Source organism: Mixta sp., from assembly GCF_024610815.1.
GTDB classification, from domain to species: domain Bacteria; phylum Pseudomonadota; class Gammaproteobacteria; order Enterobacterales; family Enterobacteriaceae; genus Mixta; species Mixta calida.
Genome location: NZ_JANION010000107.1, coordinates 1 through 23,321, shown reverse-complemented (window position 1 = coordinate 23,321; position 23,321 = coordinate 1). Strand labels below are relative to the sequence as shown.

At 58.3% G+C, this 23,321-nt stretch carries 25 protein-coding genes and 1 other annotated feature; of the genes, 14 read left to right on the top strand and 11 right to left on the bottom strand.

What is annotated here, in order from left to right:
- Positions 1 to 31: 31 nt before the first annotated feature.
- From MYY08_RS07585 to MYY08_RS07575, 3 genes are all read right to left on the bottom strand, one after another.
- Positions 32 to 322: a hypothetical protein gene (locus tag MYY08_RS07585; protein ID WP_190296000.1), complete on the bottom strand. Its 291-nt coding sequence runs from the start codon at positions 320 to 322 to the stop codon at positions 32 to 34.
- A 272-nt stretch (positions 323 to 594) separates the two neighbouring features.
- Positions 595 to 912, bottom strand: coding sequence for a contact-dependent growth inhibition system immunity protein (locus tag MYY08_RS07580; protein WP_190296001.1), 318 nt, complete (start codon positions 910 to 912; stop codon positions 595 to 597).
- A gap of 4 nt (positions 913 to 916) precedes the next feature.
- Positions 917 to 1,735, bottom strand: coding sequence for an RNase A-like domain-containing protein (locus tag MYY08_RS07575; RefSeq protein ID WP_288013869.1), 819 nt, complete (start codon positions 1,733 to 1,735; stop codon positions 917 to 919).
- 328 nt (positions 1,736 to 2,063) lie between these two features.
- On the opposite strand from MYY08_RS07575, the gene sbcB reads away from it, so the two are divergent.
- Entirely contained in the window at positions 2,064 to 3,491 is a 1,428-nt protein-coding gene (sbcB, locus tag MYY08_RS07570; RefSeq protein ID WP_084971496.1) for an exodeoxyribonuclease I, read from the top strand.
- Positions 3,492 to 3,560: 69 nt separating this feature from the next.
- Here the strand turns inward: sbcB and MYY08_RS07565 are convergent, their stop codons facing one another.
- The 4 genes from MYY08_RS07565 to MYY08_RS07550 all read right to left on the bottom strand — a co-directional run bounded on the left by MYY08_RS07565 (position 3,561) and on the right by MYY08_RS07550 (position 8,700).
- Positions 3,561 to 4,106 carry a YfaZ family outer membrane protein gene (locus MYY08_RS07565; protein WP_038625310.1) on the bottom strand — a complete coding sequence of 182 codons (546 nt, stop codon included), beginning with the start codon at positions 4,104 to 4,106 and terminating at the stop codon, positions 3,561 to 3,563.
- A 193-nt stretch (positions 4,107 to 4,299) separates the two neighbouring features.
- Complete coding sequence (locus tag MYY08_RS07560) at positions 4,300 to 5,667, bottom strand: APC family permease (protein ID WP_084971498.1); 1,368 nt, start codon at positions 5,665 to 5,667, stop codon at positions 4,300 to 4,302.
- Between the two features lie 308 nt (positions 5,668 to 5,975).
- The gene (gene gabT / locus MYY08_RS07555) at positions 5,976 to 7,271 is read right to left on the bottom strand and encodes a 4-aminobutyrate--2-oxoglutarate transaminase (protein WP_038625308.1); all 1,296 of its coding nucleotides are present in this window, start codon (positions 7,269 to 7,271) and stop codon (positions 5,976 to 5,978) included.
- Between the two features lie 10 nt (positions 7,272 to 7,281).
- Entirely contained in the window at positions 7,282 to 8,700 is a 1,419-nt protein-coding gene (locus MYY08_RS07550) for a glutamine synthetase family protein (RefSeq protein WP_174705332.1), read from the bottom strand.
- A gap of 211 nt (positions 8,701 to 8,911) precedes the next feature.
- Here MYY08_RS07550 and puuD point away from each other — a divergent pair, with 211 nt between their 5' ends.
- The 3 genes from puuD to MYY08_RS07535 are packed head-to-tail and all read left to right on the top strand — an operon-like array spanning position 8,912 to position 11,521.
- Positions 8,912 to 9,670 (top strand): gamma-glutamyl-gamma-aminobutyrate hydrolase, encoded by a 759-nt coding sequence (puuD, locus tag MYY08_RS07545; protein ID WP_038625306.1) that lies wholly within the window; start codon positions 8,912 to 8,914, stop codon positions 9,668 to 9,670.
- Entirely contained in the window at positions 9,667 to 10,224 is a 558-nt protein-coding gene (puuR, locus tag MYY08_RS07540; RefSeq protein ID WP_038625305.1) for an HTH-type transcriptional regulator PuuR, read from the top strand. The genes puuD and puuR overlap by 4 nt, the downstream gene beginning before the upstream one ends.
- Before the next feature lie 19 nt (positions 10,225 to 10,243).
- Complete coding sequence (locus tag MYY08_RS07535; protein WP_159378780.1) at positions 10,244 to 11,521, top strand: NAD(P)/FAD-dependent oxidoreductase; 1,278 nt, start codon at positions 10,244 to 10,246, stop codon at positions 11,519 to 11,521.
- A gap of 74 nt (positions 11,522 to 11,595) precedes the next feature.
- On the opposite strand, the gene MYY08_RS07530 is transcribed toward MYY08_RS07535, so the two are convergent.
- Positions 11,596 to 12,420 carry an SDR family oxidoreductase gene (locus MYY08_RS07530; RefSeq protein ID WP_084971648.1) on the bottom strand — a complete coding sequence of 275 codons (825 nt, stop codon included), beginning with the start codon at positions 12,418 to 12,420 and terminating at the stop codon, positions 11,596 to 11,598.
- A gap of 171 nt (positions 12,421 to 12,591) precedes the next feature.
- On the opposite strand from MYY08_RS07530, the gene hisL reads away from it, so the two are divergent.
- The 9 genes from hisL to hisIE all read left to right on the top strand — a co-directional run bounded on the left by hisL (position 12,592) and on the right by hisIE (position 19,831).
- Positions 12,592 to 12,639: a his operon leader peptide gene (gene hisL, locus MYY08_RS07525; protein WP_100396937.1), complete on the top strand. Its 48-nt coding sequence runs from the start codon at positions 12,592 to 12,594 to the stop codon at positions 12,637 to 12,639.
- Positions 12,615 to 12,734: a sequence feature (His leader region), on the top strand. It overlaps the preceding gene by 25 nt.
- Before the next feature lie 45 nt (positions 12,735 to 12,779).
- Positions 12,780 to 13,679: an ATP phosphoribosyltransferase gene (gene hisG / locus MYY08_RS07520; RefSeq protein ID WP_038625302.1), complete on the top strand. Its 900-nt coding sequence runs from the start codon at positions 12,780 to 12,782 to the stop codon at positions 13,677 to 13,679.
- 4 nt (positions 13,680 to 13,683) lie between these two features.
- A complete protein-coding gene (gene hisD / locus MYY08_RS07515) occupies positions 13,684 to 14,991 on the top strand; it encodes a histidinol dehydrogenase (RefSeq protein ID WP_288013868.1) in 1,308 nt (435 codons plus the stop codon).
- Positions 14,988 to 16,070, top strand: a complete 1,083-nt coding sequence (gene hisC / locus MYY08_RS07510) for a histidinol-phosphate transaminase (protein WP_190296003.1) — start codon at positions 14,988 to 14,990, stop codon at positions 16,068 to 16,070. The genes hisD and hisC overlap by 4 nt, the downstream gene beginning before the upstream one ends.
- Complete coding sequence (gene hisB, locus MYY08_RS07505; protein ID WP_084970952.1) at positions 16,067 to 17,134, top strand: bifunctional histidinol-phosphatase/imidazoleglycerol-phosphate dehydratase HisB; 1,068 nt, start codon at positions 16,067 to 16,069, stop codon at positions 17,132 to 17,134. The genes hisC and hisB overlap by 4 nt, the downstream gene beginning before the upstream one ends.
- A complete protein-coding gene (hisH, locus tag MYY08_RS07500) occupies positions 17,134 to 17,724 on the top strand; it encodes an imidazole glycerol phosphate synthase subunit HisH (RefSeq protein ID WP_038625298.1) in 591 nt (196 codons plus the stop codon). Before hisB ends, hisH begins: the two co-directional genes overlap by 1 nt.
- A gap of 3 nt (positions 17,725 to 17,727) precedes the next feature.
- Positions 17,728 to 18,465 (top strand): 1-(5-phosphoribosyl)-5-[(5-phosphoribosylamino)methylideneamino]imidazole-4-carboxamide isomerase, encoded by a 738-nt coding sequence (gene hisA / locus MYY08_RS07495; RefSeq protein ID WP_038625297.1) that lies wholly within the window; start codon positions 17,728 to 17,730, stop codon positions 18,463 to 18,465.
- The gene (hisF, locus tag MYY08_RS07490; RefSeq protein ID WP_190296004.1) at positions 18,447 to 19,223 is read left to right on the top strand and encodes an imidazole glycerol phosphate synthase subunit HisF; all 777 of its coding nucleotides are present in this window, start codon (positions 18,447 to 18,449) and stop codon (positions 19,221 to 19,223) included. Before hisA ends, hisF begins: the two co-directional genes overlap by 19 nt.
- Positions 19,217 to 19,831, top strand: a complete 615-nt coding sequence (hisIE, locus tag MYY08_RS07485) for a bifunctional phosphoribosyl-AMP cyclohydrolase/phosphoribosyl-ATP diphosphatase HisIE (protein WP_084970960.1) — start codon at positions 19,217 to 19,219, stop codon at positions 19,829 to 19,831. Before hisF ends, hisIE begins: the two co-directional genes overlap by 7 nt.
- Here hisIE and MYY08_RS07480 read toward each other — a convergent pair.
- Positions 19,800 to 20,006, bottom strand: coding sequence for a hypothetical protein (locus MYY08_RS07480; protein WP_190296005.1), 207 nt, complete (start codon positions 20,004 to 20,006; stop codon positions 19,800 to 19,802). The genes hisIE and MYY08_RS07480 overlap by 32 nt on opposite strands.
- Positions 20,007 to 20,078: 72 nt before the next feature.
- Between MYY08_RS07480 and MYY08_RS07475 the strand changes: the two genes are divergently transcribed.
- Positions 20,079 to 20,585: a YbaK/prolyl-tRNA synthetase associated domain-containing protein gene (locus MYY08_RS07475; protein WP_084970962.1), complete on the top strand. Its 507-nt coding sequence runs from the start codon at positions 20,079 to 20,081 to the stop codon at positions 20,583 to 20,585.
- Positions 20,586 to 20,626: 41 nt separating this feature from the next.
- Here MYY08_RS07475 and wzzB read toward each other — a convergent pair whose 3' ends face one another.
- A complete protein-coding gene (gene wzzB / locus MYY08_RS07470; protein ID WP_190296006.1) occupies positions 20,627 to 21,646 on the bottom strand; it encodes an LPS O-antigen chain length determinant protein WzzB in 1,020 nt (339 codons plus the stop codon).
- Positions 21,647 to 21,785: 139 nt separating this feature from the next.
- Complete coding sequence (gnd, locus tag MYY08_RS07465; RefSeq protein ID WP_190296007.1) at positions 21,786 to 23,192, bottom strand: NADP-dependent phosphogluconate dehydrogenase; 1,407 nt, start codon at positions 23,190 to 23,192, stop codon at positions 21,786 to 21,788.
- Positions 23,193 to 23,321: the final 129 nt, after the last annotated feature.

Sequence of the window (23,321 nt, the reverse complement as noted above, 5' to 3'; positions counted from 1 at the left end):
ATAAATCTCGTTCTCGTTCTCGTTCTCGTTGCTACCACCAGCATGACGCTCCGTAAGTAAGTGCGCCCATGCCCGCGCCAGATATAGCCTCAGATAACCAACCCGGAATTGAACCGACAACGGGAACCGCTACACTCCCCCCGAATGCGCCGACAGCCCCTCCCATTAACGCAGAGGCAATCATATCGTGTGTAAGATCCCGAATATTACAGTTATTTAATTTGGCTGCGACAACCTGGGCAATCTCAAGATTTACTGCCATCTGATAGTTACCACCTGCACCAGCAACTTGTTGGATTTCAGTTGTAATTAACAGTTCCATGATTATCTCCGTTGTTAAACATGGAATTCCATATTCCGAACGATATATAAGCAACACAAATCAATTACAGTAATTTGGATGTTTACCTCCGGTAAATTATTTCCGGGGGTATACAAACCGCCTGCCGGTTTTGAATCTGCAACAAATGCGCAGTCGGAAACTTGACCAATGCGCGGGGGCTTGATGCGCAGGGGCAAAACGCGCACGAGGATAAGCTGTATCGCGCATAAAAAAGCCCGCTTGCGCAGGCTTATAATCGTTTCGCCGATATTCTATTTCAGCGCCGCCAGTACACGCAGCAGGAAGCTGCGCCACGTTTCGCCCCACAGTTCGGGATCAAATTGATTTTCAGCCAGCAACTCCATGCGTGTTGTCAGTTGGCCGTCACTTTCGGTTTTTAGCATCTCCATGATTTCATTTTTTAACCACCGCGTTGCGTTCTCCCCGTTCTCACGATAACTCTTAACTACTTCTTCAATAGTTTCACCGAAAATATCGCGATCCTGACCGAAATATGTTTGCGTCAGGGTGATAAGAGAAGCATTTTTCCGTTTAAAAGCGTTTACTCTCAATTTATCAAGTAATCTCATAGCATTATTCCAGGAACGGGTATGACGTCAAAATAAAATAGGGTTTGCCAAGATACTCTTGTCCTTTTAAAACTACCCGGACGCGACTGACAGCCCACTTAACCTGGCTTCCTTTGCGGAATCTATAGCCGACTGTTGTACCAGCGTCCCACGTAATTTCTAACGGCTTTTCTATTCTTCCCGTATTTGCCCAACGAATAATTTTAATGCGGTTAGCCCGCAATGCGGCACTGACAAACTTTTCGGCCTGCTCCACGCTGTGAAAAGACGTGGCTGAGCGTGCATCACGGCTGTGTGCAAGGCGCGCCAGGAGTTCTTCGTCAGTTTTTGCAATGTGCTTCCTGATGGTATGCCCGCCGATTTTCTTGACGCCTTCATGCTCCGCCAGCTTCAGCGTTCCTGCACGAACATATTTAATCCGCGACACGCCCCAGGCCAGCCCCGCCGCTGCCGGGACGGCAGCATCAACGGTCAACCCGATATACATGGCCGTGCTGTCGCCGGCGCCGGCCTCTTTCGCCAGCTTTTCGGTGAGTCGAAGTGTTGCCGTGCGGGTATCATGTCCGGTCAGGATGCGGTTGGTGGCGGCGTTAATGTTGTCCAGGCTGTGTGCGCCGGTCACCACGCACACCGCTTTTGTCAGCATCGTCGGTTCAGGCACAACGCAAAGTGCGGCGGCGCCCATGAGTTCAACGGTTCCCAGCGCCAGTTCCAGTCCGCCCAGCAATCTGTTGCCGAACGCTTCCGCCTCCGACACCGTGTGGTAGTCCAGCACGCCCGCCAGCTCTACCGGCGAAATGGCGAATTGTAATTCCGCATCCATAAAACGTTCCTTGTTAATCGTCTCTAATTCTCCGGCGCTTCCGTTCCAGCCGCTGTTTTCTTTCCCGCTTCACCCAGCCCTGCGTATTCCGCGAAAACTATCGGCTCTCCTTCCAGCCATCTCAATGCGGTGTTTCGGCAGAGCCTGCATATGGTTTACCATAGAGACCGCGCTTTTTGCGTTACTGATAGCTATAGTCATTTTATCTGCGTCGCCAAAACGCAACGCAGGCCTAACGTCAGCGGACAGTAGAAAACGCAAGCAGGCGCAAACCATCAAAAGCACGCAAAGACACCATCTAAGCAACAGATAAGGGCATTTAAAACCAGTGAGCGATAACGCGAACCAGCCAACCTTCCTCTTCCACGATTACGAGACCTTCGGCAAAAGCCCGGCGCTGGATCGCCCGGCGCAGTTCGCCGGCATTCGCACCGATATGGATTTCAATATCATCGGCGAGCCGGAGGTTTTTTACTGCCAGCCAGCGGACGATTATCTGCCACAGCCGGAGGCGGTGATGATCACCGGCATTACGCCGCAGCTGGCGCAGGCGCGCGGAGTGACTGAAGCGGAATTCGCCCGACGCATTCATGCCCTGTTTACCGTCGAAAACACCTGCGTGGTCGGCTATAACAACGTGCGCTTCGACGATGAAGTGACGCGCAATATTTTTTATCGCAACTTTTACGATCCCTACGCCTGGAGCTGGCAGAACGGCAATTCGCGCTGGGATCTGCTGGATGTCATGCGCGCCTGCTACGCGCTGCGTCCCGACGGCATCAACTGGCCAGAAAATGATGAGGGGCTGCCAAGCTTTAAGCTGGAGCTCCTGACTCAGGCCAACGGCGTGGAACACAATAACGCGCACGACGCGATGTCGGACGTTTACGCCACTATCGCCATGGCGAAGCTGGTGAAAGAGAAACAGCCGAAGCTGTTCGAGTTTCTGTTCCGGCACCGCACGAAGCAGAAGATCAATACTTTAATCGATATTCCGCAGATGAAGCCGCTGGTGCATATCTCCGGCATGTTCGGCGCGCTGAGGGGCAACACCAGCTGGATCGCCCCGCTCGCCTGGCACCCGGAAAACCGCAACGCGCTGATCGTCTGCGATCTGGCGGGAGATATCACTCCGCTGCTGGAACTGGACGCCGACGCGCTACGCGAACGGCTCTATACGCCGCGTCAGGCGCTGGGCGACAACGCGGCGGTGCCGATTAAGTTGGTGCACAGCAATAAATGTCCGGTGTTGGCGCCTGCCAATACGCTGCGCCCGGAAGACGCTGAGCGTCTGGGCATCGACCGACAGCGCTGTCTCGATAACCTGGCGCTGCTGCGCCAGCACGCCGAGGTGCGCGAAAAGGTGGTGGCGATCTATGCCGAAGCGGAGCCGTTTACCCCTTCAGAAGATGTCGACGCCCAGATTTATAACGGCTTCTTCAGCGACGCCGATAAATCGGCGATGACCATTATCCAGAAAACCGCTCCCGCCAACCTGCCGGCGCTCGATCTCACCTTTAACGATGCGCGCATCGAGAAGCTGCTGTTCCGCTATCGCGCGCGCAACTATCCCGGCACGCTGGATGACAGCGAGCAGCAGCGCTGGCTGCAACATCGTCGCGAAGTGTTGAACGGCGAACGCATCGAAGCGTTTCTGTTGGAGCTGGAGTCGCTGGCCAACCTGCACGACGGCGACAAAGAGAAGATGGCGCAGCTGAAGGCGCTGTATGACTACGCGCGCGAACTGGTCTCGTAACGGTACGCCTGCCGCCCGTAAAAAAGCCGCCCACAAAGGCGGCTTTTTTATGCTGAACGAACCTGTCCGTCAGAAGCGCAGCGAAGCGCCAATATAGGGGCCGTCGGCCAGCACGTTGTCTTTACGATCGCCTTTATTGTTCAGCTCGGCATATTTATAGCCGACGCGCACGTTTAACAGGGAGATCGGCGTAAAGCTGATGCCGCCGGAGGCTTCCTGATAGCTGTCGAGGTGATCGGTAAAGGATTCCGGCGAGTAGTAATATTCGCCGTACAGGCCCAGCATTTTGGTGATCGGGAAGCTCACGCCCGCGCCAACTGCCGCCGCGAAGCCATCTTTGCCATCTTCAGGATCGATCCACATCGCTTTGATGCCCGGCGTCAGGAAAACGGAACCGACTTCGATGTTATAGCCCAGACGCAGGCCGGAGACGTCGCCGTCGTGATCGCTGCGCATCCAGTTGCCGGACAGGCTCAGGCCAGGGGAGGTAGTGCCCAGTCCAACGTTCAGGTTGGTGTAATGTTCACCCACATCAACGCTGCCCTCGATAGCCTGCGCCGAACCTGCAACCAACGCCAGCGCCAGACCGCTGCTTACCACTACTTTTTTAAACATTGCCAACTCCATTCATTCAGGCAGTAATTGCTGGCGCAGGGTAGCGGAGCTGACTCTGAGATACAAGGCCGATAAGCGCGAAACAGCAGGATGCCGCCGTGCGACTGTCGACCGGAGAGGGCCGCCCGCCTGCGCGCCAGGCAGAAAAAAGGCCAGACAGCTGTCTGGCCTTGATGGCGTTTAACGCGTCGAATCAGAGCGATTCTTCGCTGTACTGCGGCACCGGATTACGGAAGCTGCGGGTGACGAAGGCCAGGTAAATGATACCGACTGCCGCCCAGATCAGGCCCAGCACCATCGAACTCTCTTCGAGGTTAATCCACAGCGCGCCAACCGTCAGCGCACCGCAGAGCGGCAGCACCAGGTAGTTGATGTTGTCCTTCAGCGTATGGCGACGCTTCTCGCGGATCCAGAACTGCGAAATCACCGACAGGTTAACGAAGGTAAAGGCCACCAGCGCGCCGAAGTTGATCAGCGCCGTCGCCGTCACCAGGTCAAAGCGGATCGCCAGCAGCGCGATAGCGCCTACCAGCAACACGTTCAGCGCTGGAGTACGCCATTTCGGATGCACGTAGCCGAAGAAACGCTCCGGGAAGACGCCGTCGCGGCCCATCACGTACATCAGACGGCTCACGCCCGCGTGGGCGGCCATACCGGAAGCCAGCACCGTCACGCAGGAGAAAATCAGAATGCCGAACTGGAAGGTTTTACCCGCCACGTAGAGCATGATTTCCGGCTGCGACGCGTCCGGGTCCTTAAAGCGCGAGATATCCGGGAAATAGAGCTGCAGGAAGTAAGACACCACGATAAAGATGATGCCGCCGACCAGCGCCGTCAGGAAGATCGCTTTCGGGATCACGCGCTCCGCATCTTTCGTCTCTTCAGAGAGCGAGCTGATGCCGTCGAAGCCGAGGAACGAGAAGCAGAGAATAGTAGCGCCGGTGATCATCGGCACCACATGCGCATTCTCCGACCAGAACGGGCGGCTGCTGACCAGCGTGCCGGCGCCTTCGCCATGCGCTACGCCGTAAATCACCATGCCCATCAGCACGATCATCACCGCCACCTGCAACACCACAATCAGGCTGTTGAAGTTGGCGACGGTTTTGATGCCGCGCAGGTTGGACAGCGTCATAAAGCCGACCAGCAGCACGACGAAAATCCATGAAGGGAGATCGGGAACCAGCGCTTCAAAATAGATTTTCGCCAGCAGAATGTTGATCATCGGCATAAACAGATAATCAAGCAGCGACGACCAGCCAACCATAAAGCCGACGTGCGGGCTAATGGTTTTCTGCGCGTAGGTATAAGCGGAGCCCGCAGATGGGAAGCGGTGTACCAGCTTACCGTAGCTCAGCGCAGTAAACAGGATGGCGATCAGCGCGAAAGCATAGGCGGTGGCGACATGTCCGTCGGTCAGGCCGGAAACGATACCAAAGGTATCAAACAGCGTCATCGGCTGCATATAGGCGAGACCAATCATCACCACCGGCATTAAAGTCAGTGTTTTTTTCAGGTGGGTACGACGCGGCTGCGCGACGTTGTTGATATTATGCGACATGGTTCAGTCCCCCCATAGCGGCGGCCTGGTGCGGGCGGACCACAGGGAAACTTCGCGTTAAGCGAGAGAGGTTCTTCAGAGGCGTGACAGAGGATGCAGGGCCGAGGCCGATTGCGCCATAATCATCACGGAGTCGAACACCAGCGAACGCTGGTGAGAAATTAACGAGTTGCCCCATCTTTTTTTCCTCAAAACCACACGGTAAACGTGTTCAGTGTGTATCTATCCGGCACGCAGGCCGGCCTCTTTTTAAATTAGCCTGGTTAAATGCAAAAAAATAACCGACGCGTAAAGCGCCGGTTATTTCTCTATTTTGCAGGGCGCATATTTTGCACCACGTGGAGGGAGGATGACAAGATGTTGAGACCTTCAGTAACAATTTCTTTTTCGGCGGTAAGCGGAATTAAAAAACGAATCACGTTGGCGCGCACGCCGCAGGCGAGCAATATCAGCCCCTGACGCCCCGCCTCCTGCACCAGTGCCTGAGTCAGCGCCTTCGCCGGGCGTTGCGCGTCGCCCTCTTCCACCAGCTCCATGGCGATCATCGCGCCGACGTGACGCACGTCGCCGATACAGTCGAACTGCTCCGCCAGCTGATGCAGAAACGCCACCACCTGCTCGCCCTGTTCCTGAGCGCGCTGGTTAAGCTGCTCGCGTTCGATAATCTCCAGCACCGCCAGCGCCGCGGCGATGCTGACCGGCGAACCGGCGTAGGTGCCGCCGAGTCCGCCCGCCTGCGCTTTCTGCATCAGCGCGGCGCGGCCGACCACCGCCGACAGTGGAAAACCGCCGGCCAGGCTTTTCGCCATGGTAATGATGTCGGGCTCGACGCCGCTATGCTCGATAGCGAAGGTTTTGCCGGTGCGACAGAAGCCGCTCTGGATCTCATCGGCGATCAGCACGATGCCGTGTTCGTCGCAGATCTGGCGCAGCTGACGTAGAAAGGTCGGCGGCGCGGCGTAAAAGCCGCCCTCTCCCTGCACCGGCTCGATAATGATCGCCGCTACGTCATCCGGCGAGACGTCCGCCGCGAAGATGCCCTGTAGGGCGCCTGACGCCTGGCTTTCGCTGATGCCGGGATAGCTGACCGGATAAGGGGCATGGAAGATACCACCGGGAAATGGCCCGTACCCTTTTTTATAGGGCTGCACCTTGCCGGTCAGCGCCATCCCCAGCAGCGTGCGGCCGTGAAAGCCGCCACGGAAGGCAATGACGCCGGAGCGTCCGGTGGCGATGCGCGCCACCTTGATCGCGTTTTCCACCGCCTCGGCGCCGGTGGTCATCAGCAGGGTCTGCGCCGGACCGGCGATCGGCGCCAGCGCGTTCAGCTTTTCCGCCAGTTCGACGTAGCTGCCGTATGGCGTCACCTGAAAACAGGGATGAGTAAAGCACTCCAGCTGTCCCTGCACCGCACGCATGACGTCCGGGTGGTTATGGCCGGTATTCAGCACCGCGATGCCGGAGGCGAAATCGATATAGCGTCGCCCTTCCACATCCCAGATTTCCGCGTTGCGCGCTTTCGCAATGTAAACCGGCAGCGCGTTGCCCACGCCGGGCGTCACCGCCGCTTCGCGCCGCGCCTGCCACTGTTGATTCGTTTGCATGATGCTCACCTCAGGCGTTTTTCAACATCCAGTCAATCTCAGTGGCGGTAATCAGCCGTTCAAACTGCATCAGCTCATGGTGTTTGCAGCTGTGCCAGACAAAGCTGAAGCGTTCCCCCAGCAGCTCGCGCAGGGCGCGGCTTTGCGCGAACTCGCCCAGCGCCTCGCTCTGACGCACCGGCAGCGGCGTGCCGTCCGACGTGTGGCCGTTGCCGGTAACCGGCGCGGGCAGCGTCAGCGGAGTATCCAGCCCGTGCAGAATGCCGGCGAAAATCGCCGCCATCACCAGCCAGGGGTTAGCGTCCGCACCGGCGACGCGATACTCAATGCGGCGGTTATCGATATCGCCGCAGGGAATGCGCAACGCCACGGTGCGGTTGTTGTGGCCCCAGGAGGCTTGCAGCGGCACGTAGGATTCGGGAATAAAGCGGCGATAGGCGTTAACATTCGGCGCCAGCAGGGCCATCGAGGCGGGCATCAGATCGATCATCCCCGCCAGCGCGCGCTTCAGCAGCGGCGAATCGCTGCCGTCGTCGCAGGCGAAGGCATTGTGATCGGCGGCGTCCAGCATGCTGACATGCACATGCATCCCGCTGCCGGCGTACTCCTCATAGGGTTTCGCCATAAAGGTGGCGGTCATGCCGTGGTTTTCCGCCACCTGACGCACCAGCCTTTTCAGCTGTAGCGCATGGTCGCAGGCGCTCAGGACGTTGCGCGTATGATGCAGGTTGATTTCAAACTGGCCGGGCGAGGCTTCCGCCAGCGCGCCGTCGGTAGGAATACCCTGCAGCTTCGCCAGCCGGTCGATATCGCCCAGCACCTCGGCGAAATGGTCCAGGTTGTCGACGGAGTAGACCTGACTCTGCATGCTGCGCTCGTCGCTGCCAGGCGTACAGGGCGGCTGAATATAGCCTTCGGGATCGCGTTGTTTATCGACCAGATAGAACTCCAGCTCTACCGCTACCACCGGAAACAGTCCCCGGTTGCGCAAGCGCTGCCAGAGATTGTTCAGTACATTTCGGGGTTCAACGTCAAAGGGAGTGCCATCTTGATTGCGCATGGTCAACAGCAGTTGCGCAATATGGTCGGGATCGGAAGCGGCGGGAACCAGCGTGCCCTCGACGGGCGTACAGATGTTGTCCGGCTCGCCCAGCGCCTGGCCTAAACCGGCCTGTTCGACGGTGTTGCCAAGAATATCCATTGCAAAGACCGATGCCGGGAAGTAACAACCTTTTTCCAGCCTTGCAAGGCTGCTTACCGGAATACGTTTACCGCGAAAAACACCGTTCAGATCGTTAAGAAGAATATCGACGTACTGTGTTTCAGGATGGCGTTCCAGATAGGCTTTTACCTCATTCTGGAACGCGCTGGTTCGCATCTCTTCACTGTGTCGCGTGAAGTCTTCTACTTCCACCAGGTTTGTCATGATCCCACCCGCCATTTACCGTTTATAAAGGTTGTGCGTACTGCTCAAAATAACGGCCACATTTAGAACATAGTCATAAGACAAAAAGTGTGCAAATGTTACAAAGCGGTTTGAATATTGAACAAAGCCTGACTAGATTGAAAATATATTGTACAAATCAGCGTCTCCGCTGCGGTTTTGTCAGAAATATTTGCCAGTTAACGTGAGGGGCAGGATGGAAAGAATAATGGACAAGCCGTTGATCGGCGTCTTGACGTGCCGCACCGTGAAAGATGGCCATCCCGCTTTTGTACTGCACCAGAAATATCTCGACGCCATTATGGATGCGGGCGGCGTTCCCGTGGCGCTGCCGCACCGCCCCGATCTGAGCGAGACTATCGCCAGGCGCACGCTGCCGCTGCTGGACGGGCTGTTGCTGCCCGGCAGTCCAAGCAATATTGAACCCTGGCGCTACGCCGAGACCGGCGAGGAGGAGCTCGCCGATCCGGGCCGCGACGCGCTGGCGCTGGCGCTGATCCAGCAGGCGCTGCCGCTCAGGATGCCGCTGCTGGCGATCTGTCGCGGCATGCAGGAGCTGGTGGTCGCCACCGGCGGCACGCTGCGCCGCGCGCTGCCCGCAGAGGCTATCCGTCACCACGCCGACGACGACCGGACGCTGGCGGAGCAGTATGCGCCGACGCATGCGATAGCGCTGACCGCCGAAGGACGGCTGTCGCAGCTGCTGCGCGGCGCCACCTCCATTGAAGTAAATTCGCTGCATAAACAGGGGGTGCTGCATCCGGGCCCGCTGTTGCAAATCGAGGCGACCGCGCCGGACGGCGTAATCGAAGCGGTCGCCGTACCGAATCATCCGTTCGCCATCGGCGTGCAGTGGCACCCCGAATGGCGCTATCAACATACTGAAGCTTCGACGCAACTGTTCGGGGCTTTTATTCACGCCTGTCATCAATTCACCCGGGAAAAACGGCTATGAACGAAGCCACACTGGCCCCAGGACGTCGGCTGTCACAGATCCGTCAGGAATTAGGTTTATCACAACGGCGCGTCGCGGAGCTTGCCGGACTGACGCACAGCGCCATCAGCACCATTGAACAGGATAAAGTCAGCCCCGCCGTCAGCACGCTACAAAAGCTGCTGAAGGTCTATGGGCTGTCGCTGTCGGAGTTTTTTTCGGAGCCCCTGAAAAATACGCCGCCGAAAATTGTGATCGAGCCGCAGGAGCTGATCGACATCGGCAGTCAGGGCGTCTCGCTGAAGCTGATTCATAACGGCAACGCAAGTCATAATCTGGCGATGCTGCTGGAAACCTATGAGCCGGGCGCCACTACCGGCGAAAAAATTCGTCATCCCGGCGAAGAGACCGGCACGCTGCTGGAGGGAGAAATCACCCTGACCATCGGCGGCCAGAGCTATCAGTTACAGGCCGGGCAGAGCTACGTTATCGATACCGGTCTGCCGCACAGCTTCAGCAATACCTCAACGCGGCCCTGTCGCATCGTCAGCGCCCATACGCCCGCCAGCTTCTGAACCGCTAAGGAGACCCGCCGTGAATTATGTCGACAGCTATTACGCCGCAACGGTTAATCCGCATCAACCCTGGCCGCAGCTGGATGGCTCGGTGCAGTGCGACGTTTGCATTATCGGCGCGGGATTCACCGGCCTCTCCTCCGCGCTGTTTCTGACCGAAGCGGGCTATGACGTGGTGGTGCTGGAGGCGGCGCGCGTCGGCTACGGCGCCAGCGGGCGCAACGGCGGCCAGGTGGTTAACTCCTACAGCCGCGACATTGACGTTATTGAACAGCGTTACGGCGTCGACGCAGCGCGTATGCTCGGCAGCATGATGTTTGAGGGCGCGGACATTATCCGCGACCGCATCGATCGTTATGCTATCGCCTGCGACTACCGTCCCGGCGGTATCTTCGCCGCGTTGAATGCGCGCCAGATGCAGCATCTGCGCAATCAGCAGCGGCTGTGGGAACGCTACGGCAATCATGAGCTGGAACTGCTGGACGAACGCGGCATTCGCCGTGAAATTGCAACGGAACGCTACGTCGGCGGACTGCTGGATCGTCGCGGCGGCCATCTCCATCCGTTGAATCTGGCGCTGGGCGAGGCGGAGGCGATACGACGGCACGGCGGCCGCATCTATGAACAATCGGCGGTGGAACAGGTCATCTACGGCGCGCCGCATCTGATTAAAACCGCGCGCGGCGACGTCAGCGCCAAATTTGTGATTTTCGCCGGCAACGCCTATCTGGCGCCGGAGCTGGAGCCGCGCCTGAGTCGAAAAAGCATGCCCTGCGGATCGCAGATCGTTACCACCGAGCCGCTCAGCAACGATCAGGCGCTGGCGCTGCTGCCGGACAACTACTGCGTGGAGGATTGCAATTATCTGCTGGACTACTTCCGGCTGACCGCCGACAACCGGCTGCTCTATGGCGGCGGCGTGATTTACGGCGCGCGCGAGCCGCAGGACATTGAGGCGCTGATTCGGCCCAAGCTGTTAAAAACCTTCCCGCAGTTAAAGAACGTCAAGTTGAGTCACTGCTGGAGCGGCAACTTTTTGCTGACGCTGTCGCGCATGCCGCAGCTGGGGCGGCTGGAGAAGCAGGCTTACTATATTCAGGGGGACAGCGGACACGGCGTCACCTTTACCCATCTGGCGGGCAAGCTGGTGGCGGAAGCGCTGCGCGGCGACGCCGAGCGTTTCGACGCCTTCGCCAAACTGCCGCATCTCCCCTTCCCCGGCGGCCGACGCTTTAAGGTGCCGCTGACCGCCGTCGGCGCCGCCTGGTACGCGCTGCGCGATCGGCTGGGCGTTTAGCGACGCCTTACGCTGCGACAAACCGCGCTTCGCAGAACAACAGGCGGCCCGCCAGCCGCGCTGTTCCGCTGGCTTTAGCCCAGCGGCATTTTAATCGGATCGGGATAGCGATACTCAAATCCCAGCTCATCGCAAATTTTACTGCCGTCCACCAGCTTGCCCTTCTCACGCGCGGCAGGCGCGAAAGTCGGCGGCGTCAGCCCCAGCTGGCGCGCCACCGATGGATAAAAGTCCTGACGGGAAGGATGCGCCGGCGCGCAGAGATTATAGGTGCGTCCGCCCTTCGGCGTTTGCAGCAACAGAATAATCGCCTCGACCACATCATCCAGATGGACCAGATTAACGCCATGTTCGCCGTCGCGCACCTCAGTCTTGCCCGCCAGAAAGCGGCCCGGATGACGCTTCGGTCCTACCAGTCCCGCCAGCCGCAGAATATCGACCGAAGTGCCGGGCAGATCGTGCAGCCAGTTTTCCAGCTCTACCAGCGTTTTACCGGCGACGGTGACCGGCTGTAACGGGCTATGCTCTTTCACCACGCCATTGCCGTCGCCATAAACCGATGTGGAGCTGGTGAAGATGATGCGCGGCACGCTGAACGCCAGCGCGCTGTCGACCAGGTTTTGCACCGCGCGCAGATAATGTTCGCCGCCCTCCACGGTGCGGCTGGCCGGCAGCGTCACCACCAGCGCGTCCACCGCCAGCAGCGCCTCCAGCTCATCCGCATCGCACTCCAGCTCCGGCGTTAAGGTCAACTGACAGCTTTCAATGCCGCACATGCGCGCCGCCTCGACGCCGTCCGGCGTCGTTTTGCTGCCGGTAACCTGCCAGCCGCGCGACGTCAGCGCCATCGCCAGCGGCATTCCCAGCCATCCAAGACCTACAATCGCGACTTTTTTCATCTCTGCTCCTGAGGCGTCAGCCTGTTTTCTTCTAAGGCTACGCCACGCTCCTGAGCGTGACAATCTTCGTTGAAAAAGAGATTTGCGCCGCGCGCGAAAAAACGGTTGCCAATCGCCCTCTTCTCCGCTAGGTTAATTGACAGGCAAATGAATATACATGCAGAGAATTTTATGACACGCGTTCAGTTCAACCATCACCACCACCATCACCCTGACTAGTCTTTCAGGCGATGTGTGCTGGAAGACAATTGATCTTCCAGTGGTGCAGAGCGCGATAAGAGCCCCCGGAAGATCTTCTTCCGGGGGCTTTTTTTTGGCTGACTGCGACCGACCGGATAAATGACAAGAGGACTGGAGAGATGTTAGATAACACCCGTTTACGCATAGCTATGCAAAAATCTGGCCGTTTAAGCGATGAATCGCGCGAGCTTCTGGCGCGCTGCGGCATCAAAATCAACCTGCAGCAGCAGCGCCTGATCGCCTTTGCTGAGAATATGCCGATCGATATTTTGCGCGTGCGTGACGACGATATTCCGGGCCTCGTGATGGACGGCGTGGTGGATCTCGGCATCGTCGGCGAAAACGTGCTGGAAGAAGAGCTGCTGACCCGCCGCGCGCAGGGCGAAGACCCGCGCTACTTTACCCTGCGCCGCCTCGATTTCGGCGGCTGTCGCCTGTCGCTGGCGATGCCGGTGGACGAGGAATATACCGGCGTCCAGTGTCTTCAGGGTTCGCGCATCGCCACCTCCTATCCTCACCTGCTGAAACAGTATCTTGATAAACAAGGCGTCGCTTTTAAATCCTGTCTGCTGAACGGCTCGGTGGAAGTCGCGCCGCGCGCTGGCCTGGCCGATGCCATCTGCGACCTGGTTTCAACCGGCGCGACGCTGGAAGCGAACGGCCTGCGCGAAGTGGAAGTGATTTACCGTTCCAAAGCGGTGCTGATCCAGCGCGACGGCGAACTGTCGGCGGCGAAACAGGAGCTGGTAGATAAATTGATGACGCGCATTCAGGGCGTGATCAAAGCGCGCGAATCGAAATATATCATGCTGCACGCGCCGAGCGAGCGGCTGGAAGAAGTGATCGCGCTGCTGCCGGGCGCCGAGCGTCCGACGGTGCTGCCGCTGGCGGGCGACCAGAGCCGCCTGGCGATGCACATGGTCAGCAGCGAAACCCTGTTCTGGGAAACGATGGAAAAACTGAAGGCGCTGGGCGCCAGTTCGATCCTGGTACTGCCGATTGAGAAGATGATGGAGTAAACCCATGAGCCGCTTTGACACGCTTACCGACTGGCAGCAGTGCGACGAGGCGCAGCAGCAGGCGCTGCTGACCCGCCCGGCGATCTCCGCCTCGGACAATATTACCCAAACGGTGAAAACCATTCTTACCCGCGTCCGCGAAGCGGGCGACACCGCCCTGCGCGAATACAGCGCGGCCTTCGATAAGGCGCAGGTGGACGAACTGCGCGTCGGTCCGGCGCAGATCGCCGCGGCGGCGGAGCGGCTGAGCGACGACGTCAGGCAGGCGATGGCGGCAGCCGTCGCCAATATCGAGACCTTCCACCGCGCCCAGCAGCTGCCTGCCGTGGATATTGAAACCCAGCCCGGTGTGCGCTGCCAGCAGGTGACCCGCCCGATTCGCTCGGTCGGCCTCTATATTCCCGGCGGCTCGGCGCCGCTTTTTTCAACCGTGCTGATGCTGGCGACCCCGGCGCGCATCGCCGGCTGCCAGCGCGTGGTGCTCTGCTCGCCGCCGCCGATCGCCGATGAGATCCTGTACGCCGCGCAATTGTGCGGCGTGGAGGAGGTATTCCAGGTCGGCGGCGCGCAGGCGATCGCCGCGCTGGCCTTCGGTACCGAATCAGTACCGAAAGTCGATAAAATCTTCGGCCCCGGCAACGCGTGGGTGACCGAGGCGAAGCGTCAGGTGAGCCAGCGTCTTGACGGCGCGGCGATCGATATGCCCGCCGGGCCTTCTGAAGTGCTGGTGATTGCCGACGAGGAAGCCACGCCCGCCTTTGTCGCTTCCGATCTGCTGTCGCAGGCGGAGCATGGCCCCGACTCGCAGGTGATTCTGCTGACCCCGTCGCGTCAGCTGGCGCAGGCGGTGGCGGAAGCGGTGGAAGCGCAGCTGGCCCAGCTGCCGCGCGCCGAGACCGCGCGCCAGGCGCTCACCAGCAGCCGCCTGATCGTGGCGCGCGATTTGCAGCAGTGCGTAGAGATATCCAACCGCTACGGACCGGAGCATTTGATTATTCAGACGCGCCAGCCGCGCGAGCTGGTGGAACAGATCACCAGCGCCGGATCGGTGTTTCTCGGCGACTGGTCGCCGGAATCGGCGGGCGACTACGCCTCCGGCACCAACCATGTGCTGCCGACCTACGGCTATACCGCCACCTGCTCCAGCCTGGGGCTGGCGGATTTCCAGAAGCGCATGACGGTGCAGGAATTGACGCCGCAGGGCTTCCTGAACCTGGCGCCGACCATTGAGACGCTGGCTGTCGCAGAGCAGCTCATCGCCCATAAAAATGCCGTTACGCTGCGCGTCGCCGCGCTGAAGGAGAAAGCATGAGTGACAATATCGTCCGGCTGGCGCGCGCTAACGTGCAGGCGCTGACGCCCTATCAGTCCGCGCGTCGTCTCGGCGGCAACGGCGACGTCTGGCTGAACGCCAACGAATATCCGCTGCCGGTACCGTTCGAGCTGTCGCAGCAGACGCTGAACCGCTACCCGGAATGCCAGCCGAAGCAGGTAATTGAACGCTACGCCGCCTACGCCGGACTGTCGCCGGAGCAGGTGCTGGTCAGCCGCGGCGCGGACGAAGGCATCGAGCTGCTGATGCGCGCCTTCTGCGAGCCGGGTCAGGACGCGATTCTGTTCTGCCCGCCGACCTATGGCATGTACAGCGTCAGCGCCGAAACCATCGGCATCGAATATCGCACCGTGGCGGCGCTGGAGAACTGGCAGCTGGACCTGCCCGCCATCGCCGCCGCGCTGCCGGGCGTCAAGCTGGTCTATATGTGCAGTCCCAACAATCCGACCGGCAACCTGATCAATAGAGACGATATTCGTCAACTGCTGGAGATGACGCGCGGCAAAGCGCTGGTGGTGGCGGACGAAGCCTATATCGAGTTCTGCCCGCAGGCGACGCTGGCGAGCTGGATCGCGGAATATCCGCACCTCGTGGTGCTGCGCACGCTGTCGAAAGCCTTTGCGCTGGCGGGGCTGCGCTGCGGCTTTACCCTGGCGAATCCGGCGGTGATCGCGCTGCTGTTAAAAGTGATCGCGCCCTATCCGCTGTCGACGCCGGTGGCCGATATCGCCGCTCAGGCGCTGAGCGCGGAAGGCATCGCCCTGATGCGCAGCCATGTGGTGGAGCTGAACGCCAACCGCAGCTGGCTGGCGACGACGCTGGCGACGCTGCCCTGCGTCGAGCAGGTCTTTCCCAGCGAGACCAACTATCTTCTGGCGCGCTTTACCGATTCGCCACGGGTATTTAAAACCCTGTGGGACCAGGGCATTATCCTGCGTGACCAGAACAAGAACCCGGGACTTGCCGGATGCCTGCGCATTTCCATCGGCACCCGAACCGAGTGCGAGCGCCTGATCGCCGCACTGCAAACCCTGCCCGGCACCGTGGAGCAAGCATGAGTCAGAAAACCCTTTTTATCGATCGCGACGGCACCCTTATCAGCGAACCGCCGCAGGATTTCCAGGTCGACCGCATGGAGAAGCTGGCCTTTGAGCCGGACGTGATCCCGGCGCTGCTGGCGCTGCAGAAGGCGGGCTACCAGCTGGTGATGATCACCAACCAGGACGGCCTCGGCACCGACAGTTTCCCGCAGGCGGATTTTGACGGCCCGCATAATCTGATGATGCAGATCCTGACCTCGCAGGGCGTGCGCTTCGACGATATTCTGATCTGCCCGCATCTGCCGGCGGATAACTGCGACTGCCGCAAGCCGAAAACCAAACTGGTAGAGGCCTGGCTGGCGGAAGGCGCGCTGGACAAGGCCAACAGCTATGTAATCGGCGATCGCGCCACCGATATCGAGCTGGCGCAGAACATGGGCATCCAGGGGCTGCGCTACAGCCAGGATGGCCTGGACTGGAACGCCATCTGCCAGAAGCTGACGCAGCGCGATCGCTATGCGAAGGTGAACCGCAACACCAAAGAGACGCAGATTGAAATCGAGGTGTGGCTGGACCGCGAAGGCGGCAGCAAAATCAACACCGGCGTCGGCTTTTTCGACCATATGCTGGATCAGATCGCCACGCACGGCGGCCTGCGCATGAACGTCGAGGTGAAAGGCGACCTTTATATCGACGATCACCACACGGTAGAAGATACCGGCCTCGCGCTGGGAGAAGCGTTGCTGAAGGCGCTGGGCGACAAGCGCGGCATCGGCCGCTTCGGCTTCGTGCTGCCGATGGACGAATGCCTGGCGCGCTGCGCGCTGGATATTTCCGGCCGTCCGCACCTGGAGTTCAAGGCGGAGTTTAACTACCAGCGCGTGGGCGATCTCAGCACCGAGATGGTCGAGCACTTTTTCCGCTCGCTCTCCTATTCGATGGCCAGCACACTGCATCTGAAAACCAAAGGCAAAAACGACCATCACCGCGTGGAAAGTCTGTTTAAGGCCTTTGGCCGCACGCTGCGCCAGGCGATTCGCGTGGAAGGCAATACCCTGCCGAGCTCGAAAGGAGTGCTGTAATGAACGTGGTGATCCTTGATACCGGCTGCGCCAATCTCTCCTCGGTAAAGTCCGCCATTCAGCGCCTCGGCTATACGCCGCAGGTCAGCCGCGACGCCGATATCGTGCTGAAGGCGGACAAGCTCTTTCTGCCCGGCGTCGGCACCGCGCAGGCGGCGATGGACCAGCTGGCGGAGCGCGAGCTGATTGAGCTGGTGAAAGCCTGCACCCAGCCGACGCTTGGCATCTGCCTTGGCATGCAGCTGCTCGGCAGCATGAGCGACGAAAGCGGCGGCGTAAAAACCTTAGGCATTATCGATCAGCCGGTTTTGCAGATGCAGGACCGCGGGCTGCCGCTGCCCCATATGGGCTGGAACCGCGTCACCCCGCAGGCGGGACACCACCTGTTTCGCGGCATTGAGGAGGAGAGCTGGTTCTATTTCGTCCACAGCTATGCGATGCCGGTTAACGCCTGCACCATCGCCCAGTGCCTCTACGGCGAACCATTTACCGCCGCGGTGCAGAAAGATAACTTCTACGGCGTTCAGTTCCACCCTGAGCGCTCCGGCAAAGCGGGCGCGCAGCTGCTGAAAAACTTCCTGGAGATGTAACGGATGATTATCCCGGCATTGGATTTAATTGATGGAAAAGTGGTGCGTCTGCATCAGGGGGACTACGGTCAGCAACGCGACTACGGCAGCGACCCGCTGCCGCGCCTGCAGGATTATCAGCGTCAGGGCGCACAGCTGCTGCACCTGGTCGATTTGACCGGCGCGAAGGACCCCGCGGCGCGTCAGCTTACGCTGTTGAAATCGCTGCTGGCGGGCGTTGAGGTGCCGGTTCAGGTCGGCGGCGGCATCCGCAGCCACGACGACGTCGCCGCGCTGCTGGAGGCAGGCGCCGCGCGCGTGGTGGTTGGCTCGACGGCGGTCAGGCAGCCAGTAGAAGTGCAGCAATGGTTTAGCGAGTTTGGCCCAGAGGCGATTGTGCTGGCGCTGGATGTGCGCATCGACGCGGATAACCGCAAAGAGGTGGCGATCAGCGGCTGGCAGGAAGCGGCGGGCGTCACGCTGGAGCAGGTGATCGAACAGTATCTGCCCTGCGGCCTGAAGCATGTACTCTGCACCGATATTTCACGCGACGGCACCCTGAGCGGCTCGAATGTATCGCTCTATCAGGAAGTCTCCGCGCGTTTCCCGCAGATTGCGTTTCAGTCTTCCGGCGGCATCGGCGCGCTGGCGGATATCGCCGCCCTGCGTCACAGCGGCGCGCAGGGCGTTATCGTCGGACGCGCCCTGCTGGAAGATAAATTCACGGTTTCGGAGGCGATTTCATGCTGGCAAAACGGATAATTCCCTGTCTCGACGTGCGTGACGGGCAGGTGGTGAAAGGCGTGCAGTTTCGCAATCACGAGATCATCGGCGATATCGTGCCGCTGGCGCAGCGCTATGCCGACGAGGGCGCCGACGAACTGGTGTTCTATGACATTACAGCCTCCAGCGACGGCCGCGTGGTGGATAAAAGCTGGGTCGCGCGCGTGGCGGAAGTGATCGATATCCCCTTCTGCGTGGCTGGCGGTATTAAAAGCGCCGAAGATGCGGCGCAGATCCTCTCCTTCGGCGCGGATAAAATATCCATTAACTCGCCCGCGCTGGCCGATCCGGAACTGATCACCCGACTGGCCGATCGCTTCGGCGTTCAGTGCATCGTGGTAGGAATCGATACCTGGTATGACGAGCAGAGCGGCAAATATCACGTAAACCAATATACCGGCGATGAAGCGCGCACGCGCGTTACGCAGTGGGAAACCCTGGATTGGGTGCAGGAAGTGCAAAAACGCGGCGCTGGCGAAATCGTACTGAACATGATGAATCAGGACGGCGTGCGCAACGGCTATGACCTCATTCAACTGCAAAAAGTGCGTGAAGTCTGTAAGGTGCCGCTTATTGCCTCCGGCGGCGCTGGCGCCATGGAACATTTTCTGGACGCGTTCCGCATCGCTAACGTCGACGGGGCGCTGGCCGCCTCGGTATTTCATAAGCAGATTATTAATATCGGTGAACTGAAACGGTTCCTGATCGAACACGATGTGGAGATTCGCCCGTGCTAACAGAACAGCAGCTTTCCCAACTGGACTGGGAAAAAACCGACGGCATGATGCCAGCTATCGTGCAACACAGCGTATCGGGCGAGGTCCTGATGCACGGCTATATGAACCAGGAGGCGCTGGCGAAAACGCTGAACGAAGGCAAAGTCACCTTCTGGTCGCGCACCAAAGCGCGTCTCTGGACCAAAGGCGAAACCTCCGGCCACTTTCTTAACGTAGTCAGCATTACGCCCGATTGCGATAACGATACGCTGCTGGTGCTGGCGCAGCCGATCGGCCCGACCTGCCATCTCGGCACTTCCAGCTGCTTCTCGCCCGCAGCGCCAGACTGGACCTTTCTCTGGCAGCTGGAGCAGCTGCTGGCGGCGCGCAAGCAGGCCGATCCCGACAGTTCCTATACCGCGAAGCTCTACGCCAGCGGCACCAAGCGCATTGCGCAGAAGGTCGGCGAGGAAGGCGTGGAGACCGCGCTGGCCGCGACGGTAAACGATCGCCATGAGCTGACCAATGAGGCTTCCGATCTGCTGTATCACCTGATGGTGCTGCTACAGGATCAGAATCTTGACCTGAGCACGATTATTAATAATCTGCGCGCGCGTCATAAAGCCTGACGACCAGGACGCCGCCGTTACGGCGGCGTCCTTTTTCTTTCGACACCGGTTCTGCAACATTCCGTTTTTCAACGATCGTTGGTTTCGTCTCAGCTGCTGATTGCATCTCCATATCGTATTTCCCGTTGCTACCGATTTTCTGCGTTTCCTTTCTACGATCTGCCTTTTTGAGCATGCCCTCACCTGTCCCGCCCTGCAATTTTTGCTACAGTAGCGCGGGTATAAACGGGGAGAAATACGCATCACTATGAACAGTACGTTTCATCAGCTCATAACGCTGCTGGATAAGCATCAGGCGCGCTACCGTTTAATCGAACATGCGCCGGAAGGAAAATGCGCGGCGGTAGCGCAGCTGCGGGGCACGCATCCTGAACAGGGGGCCAAGGCGCTGGTATGCCATGTAAAAGGCAACGGCATCAAACAGTACGTGTTAGCCGTGCTGCCAGCCGATTGTCAGGCGGACCTGAGCAAGGTCGCTTCCGCTGTCGGCGGCACGCGTGCTTCTCTGGCCAGCTCGGTTGAAGTAGAAAAGCTTACCGGCTGCGTGTTCGGCGCGATTCCGCCCTTTAGCTTCCACCCTGAACTAAATCTTATCGTCGATCCGCTGCTGTTTGCGCGCTTTGATGAGATTGCCTTCAACGCGGGCAGGCTGGATTGTTCAATTATCCTGAACAGGGACGATTACCGCTCACTGGCCGGATCGATGCTGGCAACATTCAGACGCGAAGATGATAACAGCTTACGACAGGCATAAAAAAACCCGGCGCTGGCCGGGTTTTTCTTTGTTCAGGTCAATCAGCTAAGCTGTTTACGTTGCCGCCATGTCGCAGCCATATTGCGTCCCAGCACAATCGCCGAACCCACAACGCCGCCCAGCAATACCGCCAGCACCAGCGTCAGTCCTTTTTTCGGGCTGTCACGACGAATAGGCAAATCCGGCTGCATGATATAGCGGAAGGATTGCAGGTTATCGACCTGGATCTTCAGATCCTTGATCAGGCGCAGCGCGCGCTGGGTGGCATAGTAGCTGTCATCCAGCGGCAACGGACGCGTCGCTTCGTTAGCGATAGCCGCATTCAACGCCTTGGTGCCCAGCAGGTAAAGCGTATCGTCTGATAAAAACTCCGCCTGGGTCAGCTGAGAGGTTACAATGCCTGAGCCTTCCGCCACTTTTAACGCCTGCTTCAGTTGCTCAATGCGCTGCTCTTTCTTATCCTGCGCCACCTTCAGCTGCGAGGTCAGCGAGTCGCTAAGCTCGCGTAGTTTCACATCCATATTGCGCTTGATATCGGCGCCGTAGTCATCAACCACGTCGTCATTCACTACTTTGATAAAGTGCGTGACCTGCGCCTGCGCCTCTTTCGCCGTCTCAGCGGTGAACTTCACGCTTAGAGGTTCTGCCTGGCCTGCTGTGACCGGCGCCACTTTTAAATTCAGTGGCTCTTCCAGATTCTGCAGCGAACCTGACAAAGCGTAAAGCGAAGCGCTAAAGCGACCGAACAGCTGGCGCTGGAGATCGGCTAAGCCCGGTTTATCCTGGGGATATTGAGAATAAAGCACGTTTAACGCAGCATTATAGTTGGCCACCTGGCCCGCGCTGGGCTGGGTCACAATCGCTTCCGAGGTCCACTTTTCTTTCGCAACGAAAAGATAAATTGCCGCCAGCAGCAAAAATACCAGGACGGTTAAAATAATTGTTTTTTTACCGCTCCACAGCTGCGCTACCACATCCAGCAGGTCAAGCTCATCATCGTTGTTATAAAAGGTTTGACGAAGTAAAGACTGATCCGTAGTTGTTTTACTTTCTTGGTTCATGTTTCTGGTACGCCCAACTGATTAATTGAAAAGCGGAATAATAAACGCCAGGGAGAAAACAATAGCAAAAGGATGGGTAAAGCGTTATCTGAAATCAATAAAAAACCTCCCAAAGGGAGGTTTTTTAGGCAATGCGGAATCAGTCCAGCCACTCGGTATGGAAGACGCCGTCTTTATCGATGCGCTTATAGGTATGTGCGCCGAAGTAGTCACGCTGCGCCTGAATCAGGTTCGCAGGCAACACCGCGGAACGGTAGCTGTCATAGTAGGCGATAGCCGCGGAGAAGGTCGGCGTTGGGATGCCATTCTGTACCGCGTAAGCCACTACGTCACGCAGCGCCTGCTGATACTCGTCGGCGATGTTTTTGAAGTAAGGCGCCAGCAGCAGGTTAGCGATATCCGGCGTATCTTTGTAAGCATCGGTAATTTTCTGCAGGAACTGCGCGCGAATGATGCAGCCAGCACGGAAAATCTTCGCGATCTCGCCGTAGTTCAGGTTCCAGCTGTACTCATCGGAAGCCGCTTTCAGCTGTGAAAAGCCCTGCGCGTAGGAAACGATTTTACCCAGATAGAGCGCGCGACGCACTTTTTCGATAAATTCAGCTTTATCGCCGTTAAATGATTGCGCAGTCGGGCCGCTCAGCACTTTCGAAGCGGCAACGCGCTGCGATTTCAGGGAAGAGAGATAGCGCGCGAAGACCGATTCTGTAATCAGCGACAGCGGTTCGCCCAGATCCAGCGAACTCTGGCTGGTCCATTTACCGGTGCCTTTGTTAGCTGCTTCATCCAGAATGACGTCAACCAGATAGTTGCCATCTTCATCTTTCTTGGTGAAGATATCTTTGGTGATGTCGATCAGGTAGCTGCTCAGCTCGCCTTCGTTCCACTCACTGAAGGTTTTCGCCAGATCTTCATTGCTCAGGTTCAGCGCGTTTTTTAGCAGGGAGTAAGCTTCTGCGATCAGCTGCATATCGCCATATTCAATACCGTTATGGACCATCTTCACATAGTGACCGGCGCCGTCCGGGCCGATGTAAGTGACGCAAGGCTCGCCTTCGGCGCGCGCGGCGATTTTGTCCAGGATCGGCGCAACCAGCTCATAAGCTTCTTTCTGACCGCCAGGCATAATAGAAGGCCCTTTCAGCGCGCCCTCTTCGCCGCCGGAAACGCCGGTACCGATAAAGTTAAAGCCTTGCTCAGAAAGTTCTTTGTTGCGGCGAATGGTATCTTTATAGAAGGTGTTGCCGCCATCGATCAGGATGTCGCCCTTGTCCAGGTGTGGCGTCAGAGAAGCGATAGTTTTATCAGTGGCCTCGCCCGCCTGCACCATCAGCAGGATACGGCGCGGTTTTTCCAGCGAGTCAACAAACTCTTCGATACTGTAGTAAGGCGCGAGTTTTTTGCCCGGGTTTTCGGCGATAACTTCGTCGGTTTTTTCACGTGAACGGTTGAAAACGGATACGGTATAGCCGCGGCTCTCGATGTTAAGGGCTAGATTACGGCCCATTACCGCCATACCTACAACGCCGATCTGTTGCTTGGACATTAACTACTCCTCAATGTAAGTTTCACTTAAATCTGACGGTTAGTTTGGAATATAAAATTTCAAAATGCATCTATTTTATCAATAGAAATTATTTGCTATAGCACAACTCGTGCATATGCACCCCTGTAA

What these genes read in the sequence shown, in the direction of transcription:
- MYY08_RS07585 (WP_190296000.1), bottom strand. Translation starts at nt 322, where the DNA reads ATGGAACTGTTAATTACAACTGAAATCCAACAAGTTGCTGGTGCAGGT.
- MYY08_RS07580 (WP_190296001.1), bottom strand. Translation starts at nt 912, where the DNA reads ATGAGATTACTTGATAAATTGAGAGTAAACGCTTTTAAACGGAAAAAT.
- MYY08_RS07575 (WP_288013869.1), bottom strand. Translation starts at nt 1,735, where the DNA reads ATGGATGCGGAATTACAATTCGCCATTTCGCCGGTAGAGCTGGCGGGC.
- MYY08_RS07565 (WP_038625310.1), bottom strand. Translation starts at nt 4,106, where the DNA reads ATGTTTAAAAAAGTAGTGGTAAGCAGCGGTCTGGCGCTGGCGTTGGTT.
- MYY08_RS07560 (WP_084971498.1), bottom strand. Translation starts at nt 5,667, where the DNA reads ATGTCGCATAATATCAACAACGTCGCGCAGCCGCGTCGTACCCACCTG.
- gabT (WP_038625308.1), bottom strand. Translation starts at nt 7,271, where the DNA reads ATGCAAACGAATCAACAGTGGCAGGCGCGGCGCGAAGCGGCGGTGACG.
- puuD (WP_038625306.1), top strand. Translation starts at nt 8,912, where the DNA reads ATGGAAAGAATAATGGACAAGCCGTTGATCGGCGTCTTGACGTGCCGC.
- puuR (WP_038625305.1), top strand. Translation starts at nt 9,667, where the DNA reads ATGAACGAAGCCACACTGGCCCCAGGACGTCGGCTGTCACAGATCCGT.
- MYY08_RS07530 (WP_084971648.1), bottom strand. Translation starts at nt 12,420, where the DNA reads ATGAAAAAAGTCGCGATTGTAGGTCTTGGATGGCTGGGAATGCCGCTG.
- hisG (WP_038625302.1), top strand. Translation starts at nt 12,780, where the DNA reads ATGTTAGATAACACCCGTTTACGCATAGCTATGCAAAAATCTGGCCGT.
- hisD (WP_288013868.1), top strand. Translation starts at nt 13,684, where the DNA reads ATGAGCCGCTTTGACACGCTTACCGACTGGCAGCAGTGCGACGAGGCG.
- hisC (WP_190296003.1), top strand. Translation starts at nt 14,988, where the DNA reads ATGAGTGACAATATCGTCCGGCTGGCGCGCGCTAACGTGCAGGCGCTG.
- hisB (WP_084970952.1), top strand. Translation starts at nt 16,067, where the DNA reads ATGAGTCAGAAAACCCTTTTTATCGATCGCGACGGCACCCTTATCAGC.
- hisH (WP_038625298.1), top strand. Translation starts at nt 17,134, where the DNA reads ATGAACGTGGTGATCCTTGATACCGGCTGCGCCAATCTCTCCTCGGTA.
- hisA (WP_038625297.1), top strand. Translation starts at nt 17,728, where the DNA reads ATGATTATCCCGGCATTGGATTTAATTGATGGAAAAGTGGTGCGTCTG.
- hisF (WP_190296004.1), top strand. Translation starts at nt 18,447, where the DNA reads ATGCTGGCAAAACGGATAATTCCCTGTCTCGACGTGCGTGACGGGCAG.
- MYY08_RS07480 (WP_190296005.1), bottom strand. Translation starts at nt 20,006, where the DNA reads ATGCTCAAAAAGGCAGATCGTAGAAAGGAAACGCAGAAAATCGGTAGC.
- MYY08_RS07475 (WP_084970962.1), top strand. Translation starts at nt 20,079, where the DNA reads ATGAACAGTACGTTTCATCAGCTCATAACGCTGCTGGATAAGCATCAG.
- wzzB (WP_190296006.1), bottom strand. Translation starts at nt 21,646, where the DNA reads ATGAACCAAGAAAGTAAAACAACTACGGATCAGTCTTTACTTCGTCAA.
- gnd (WP_190296007.1), bottom strand. Translation starts at nt 23,192, where the DNA reads ATGTCCAAGCAACAGATCGGCGTTGTAGGTATGGCGGTAATGGGCCGT.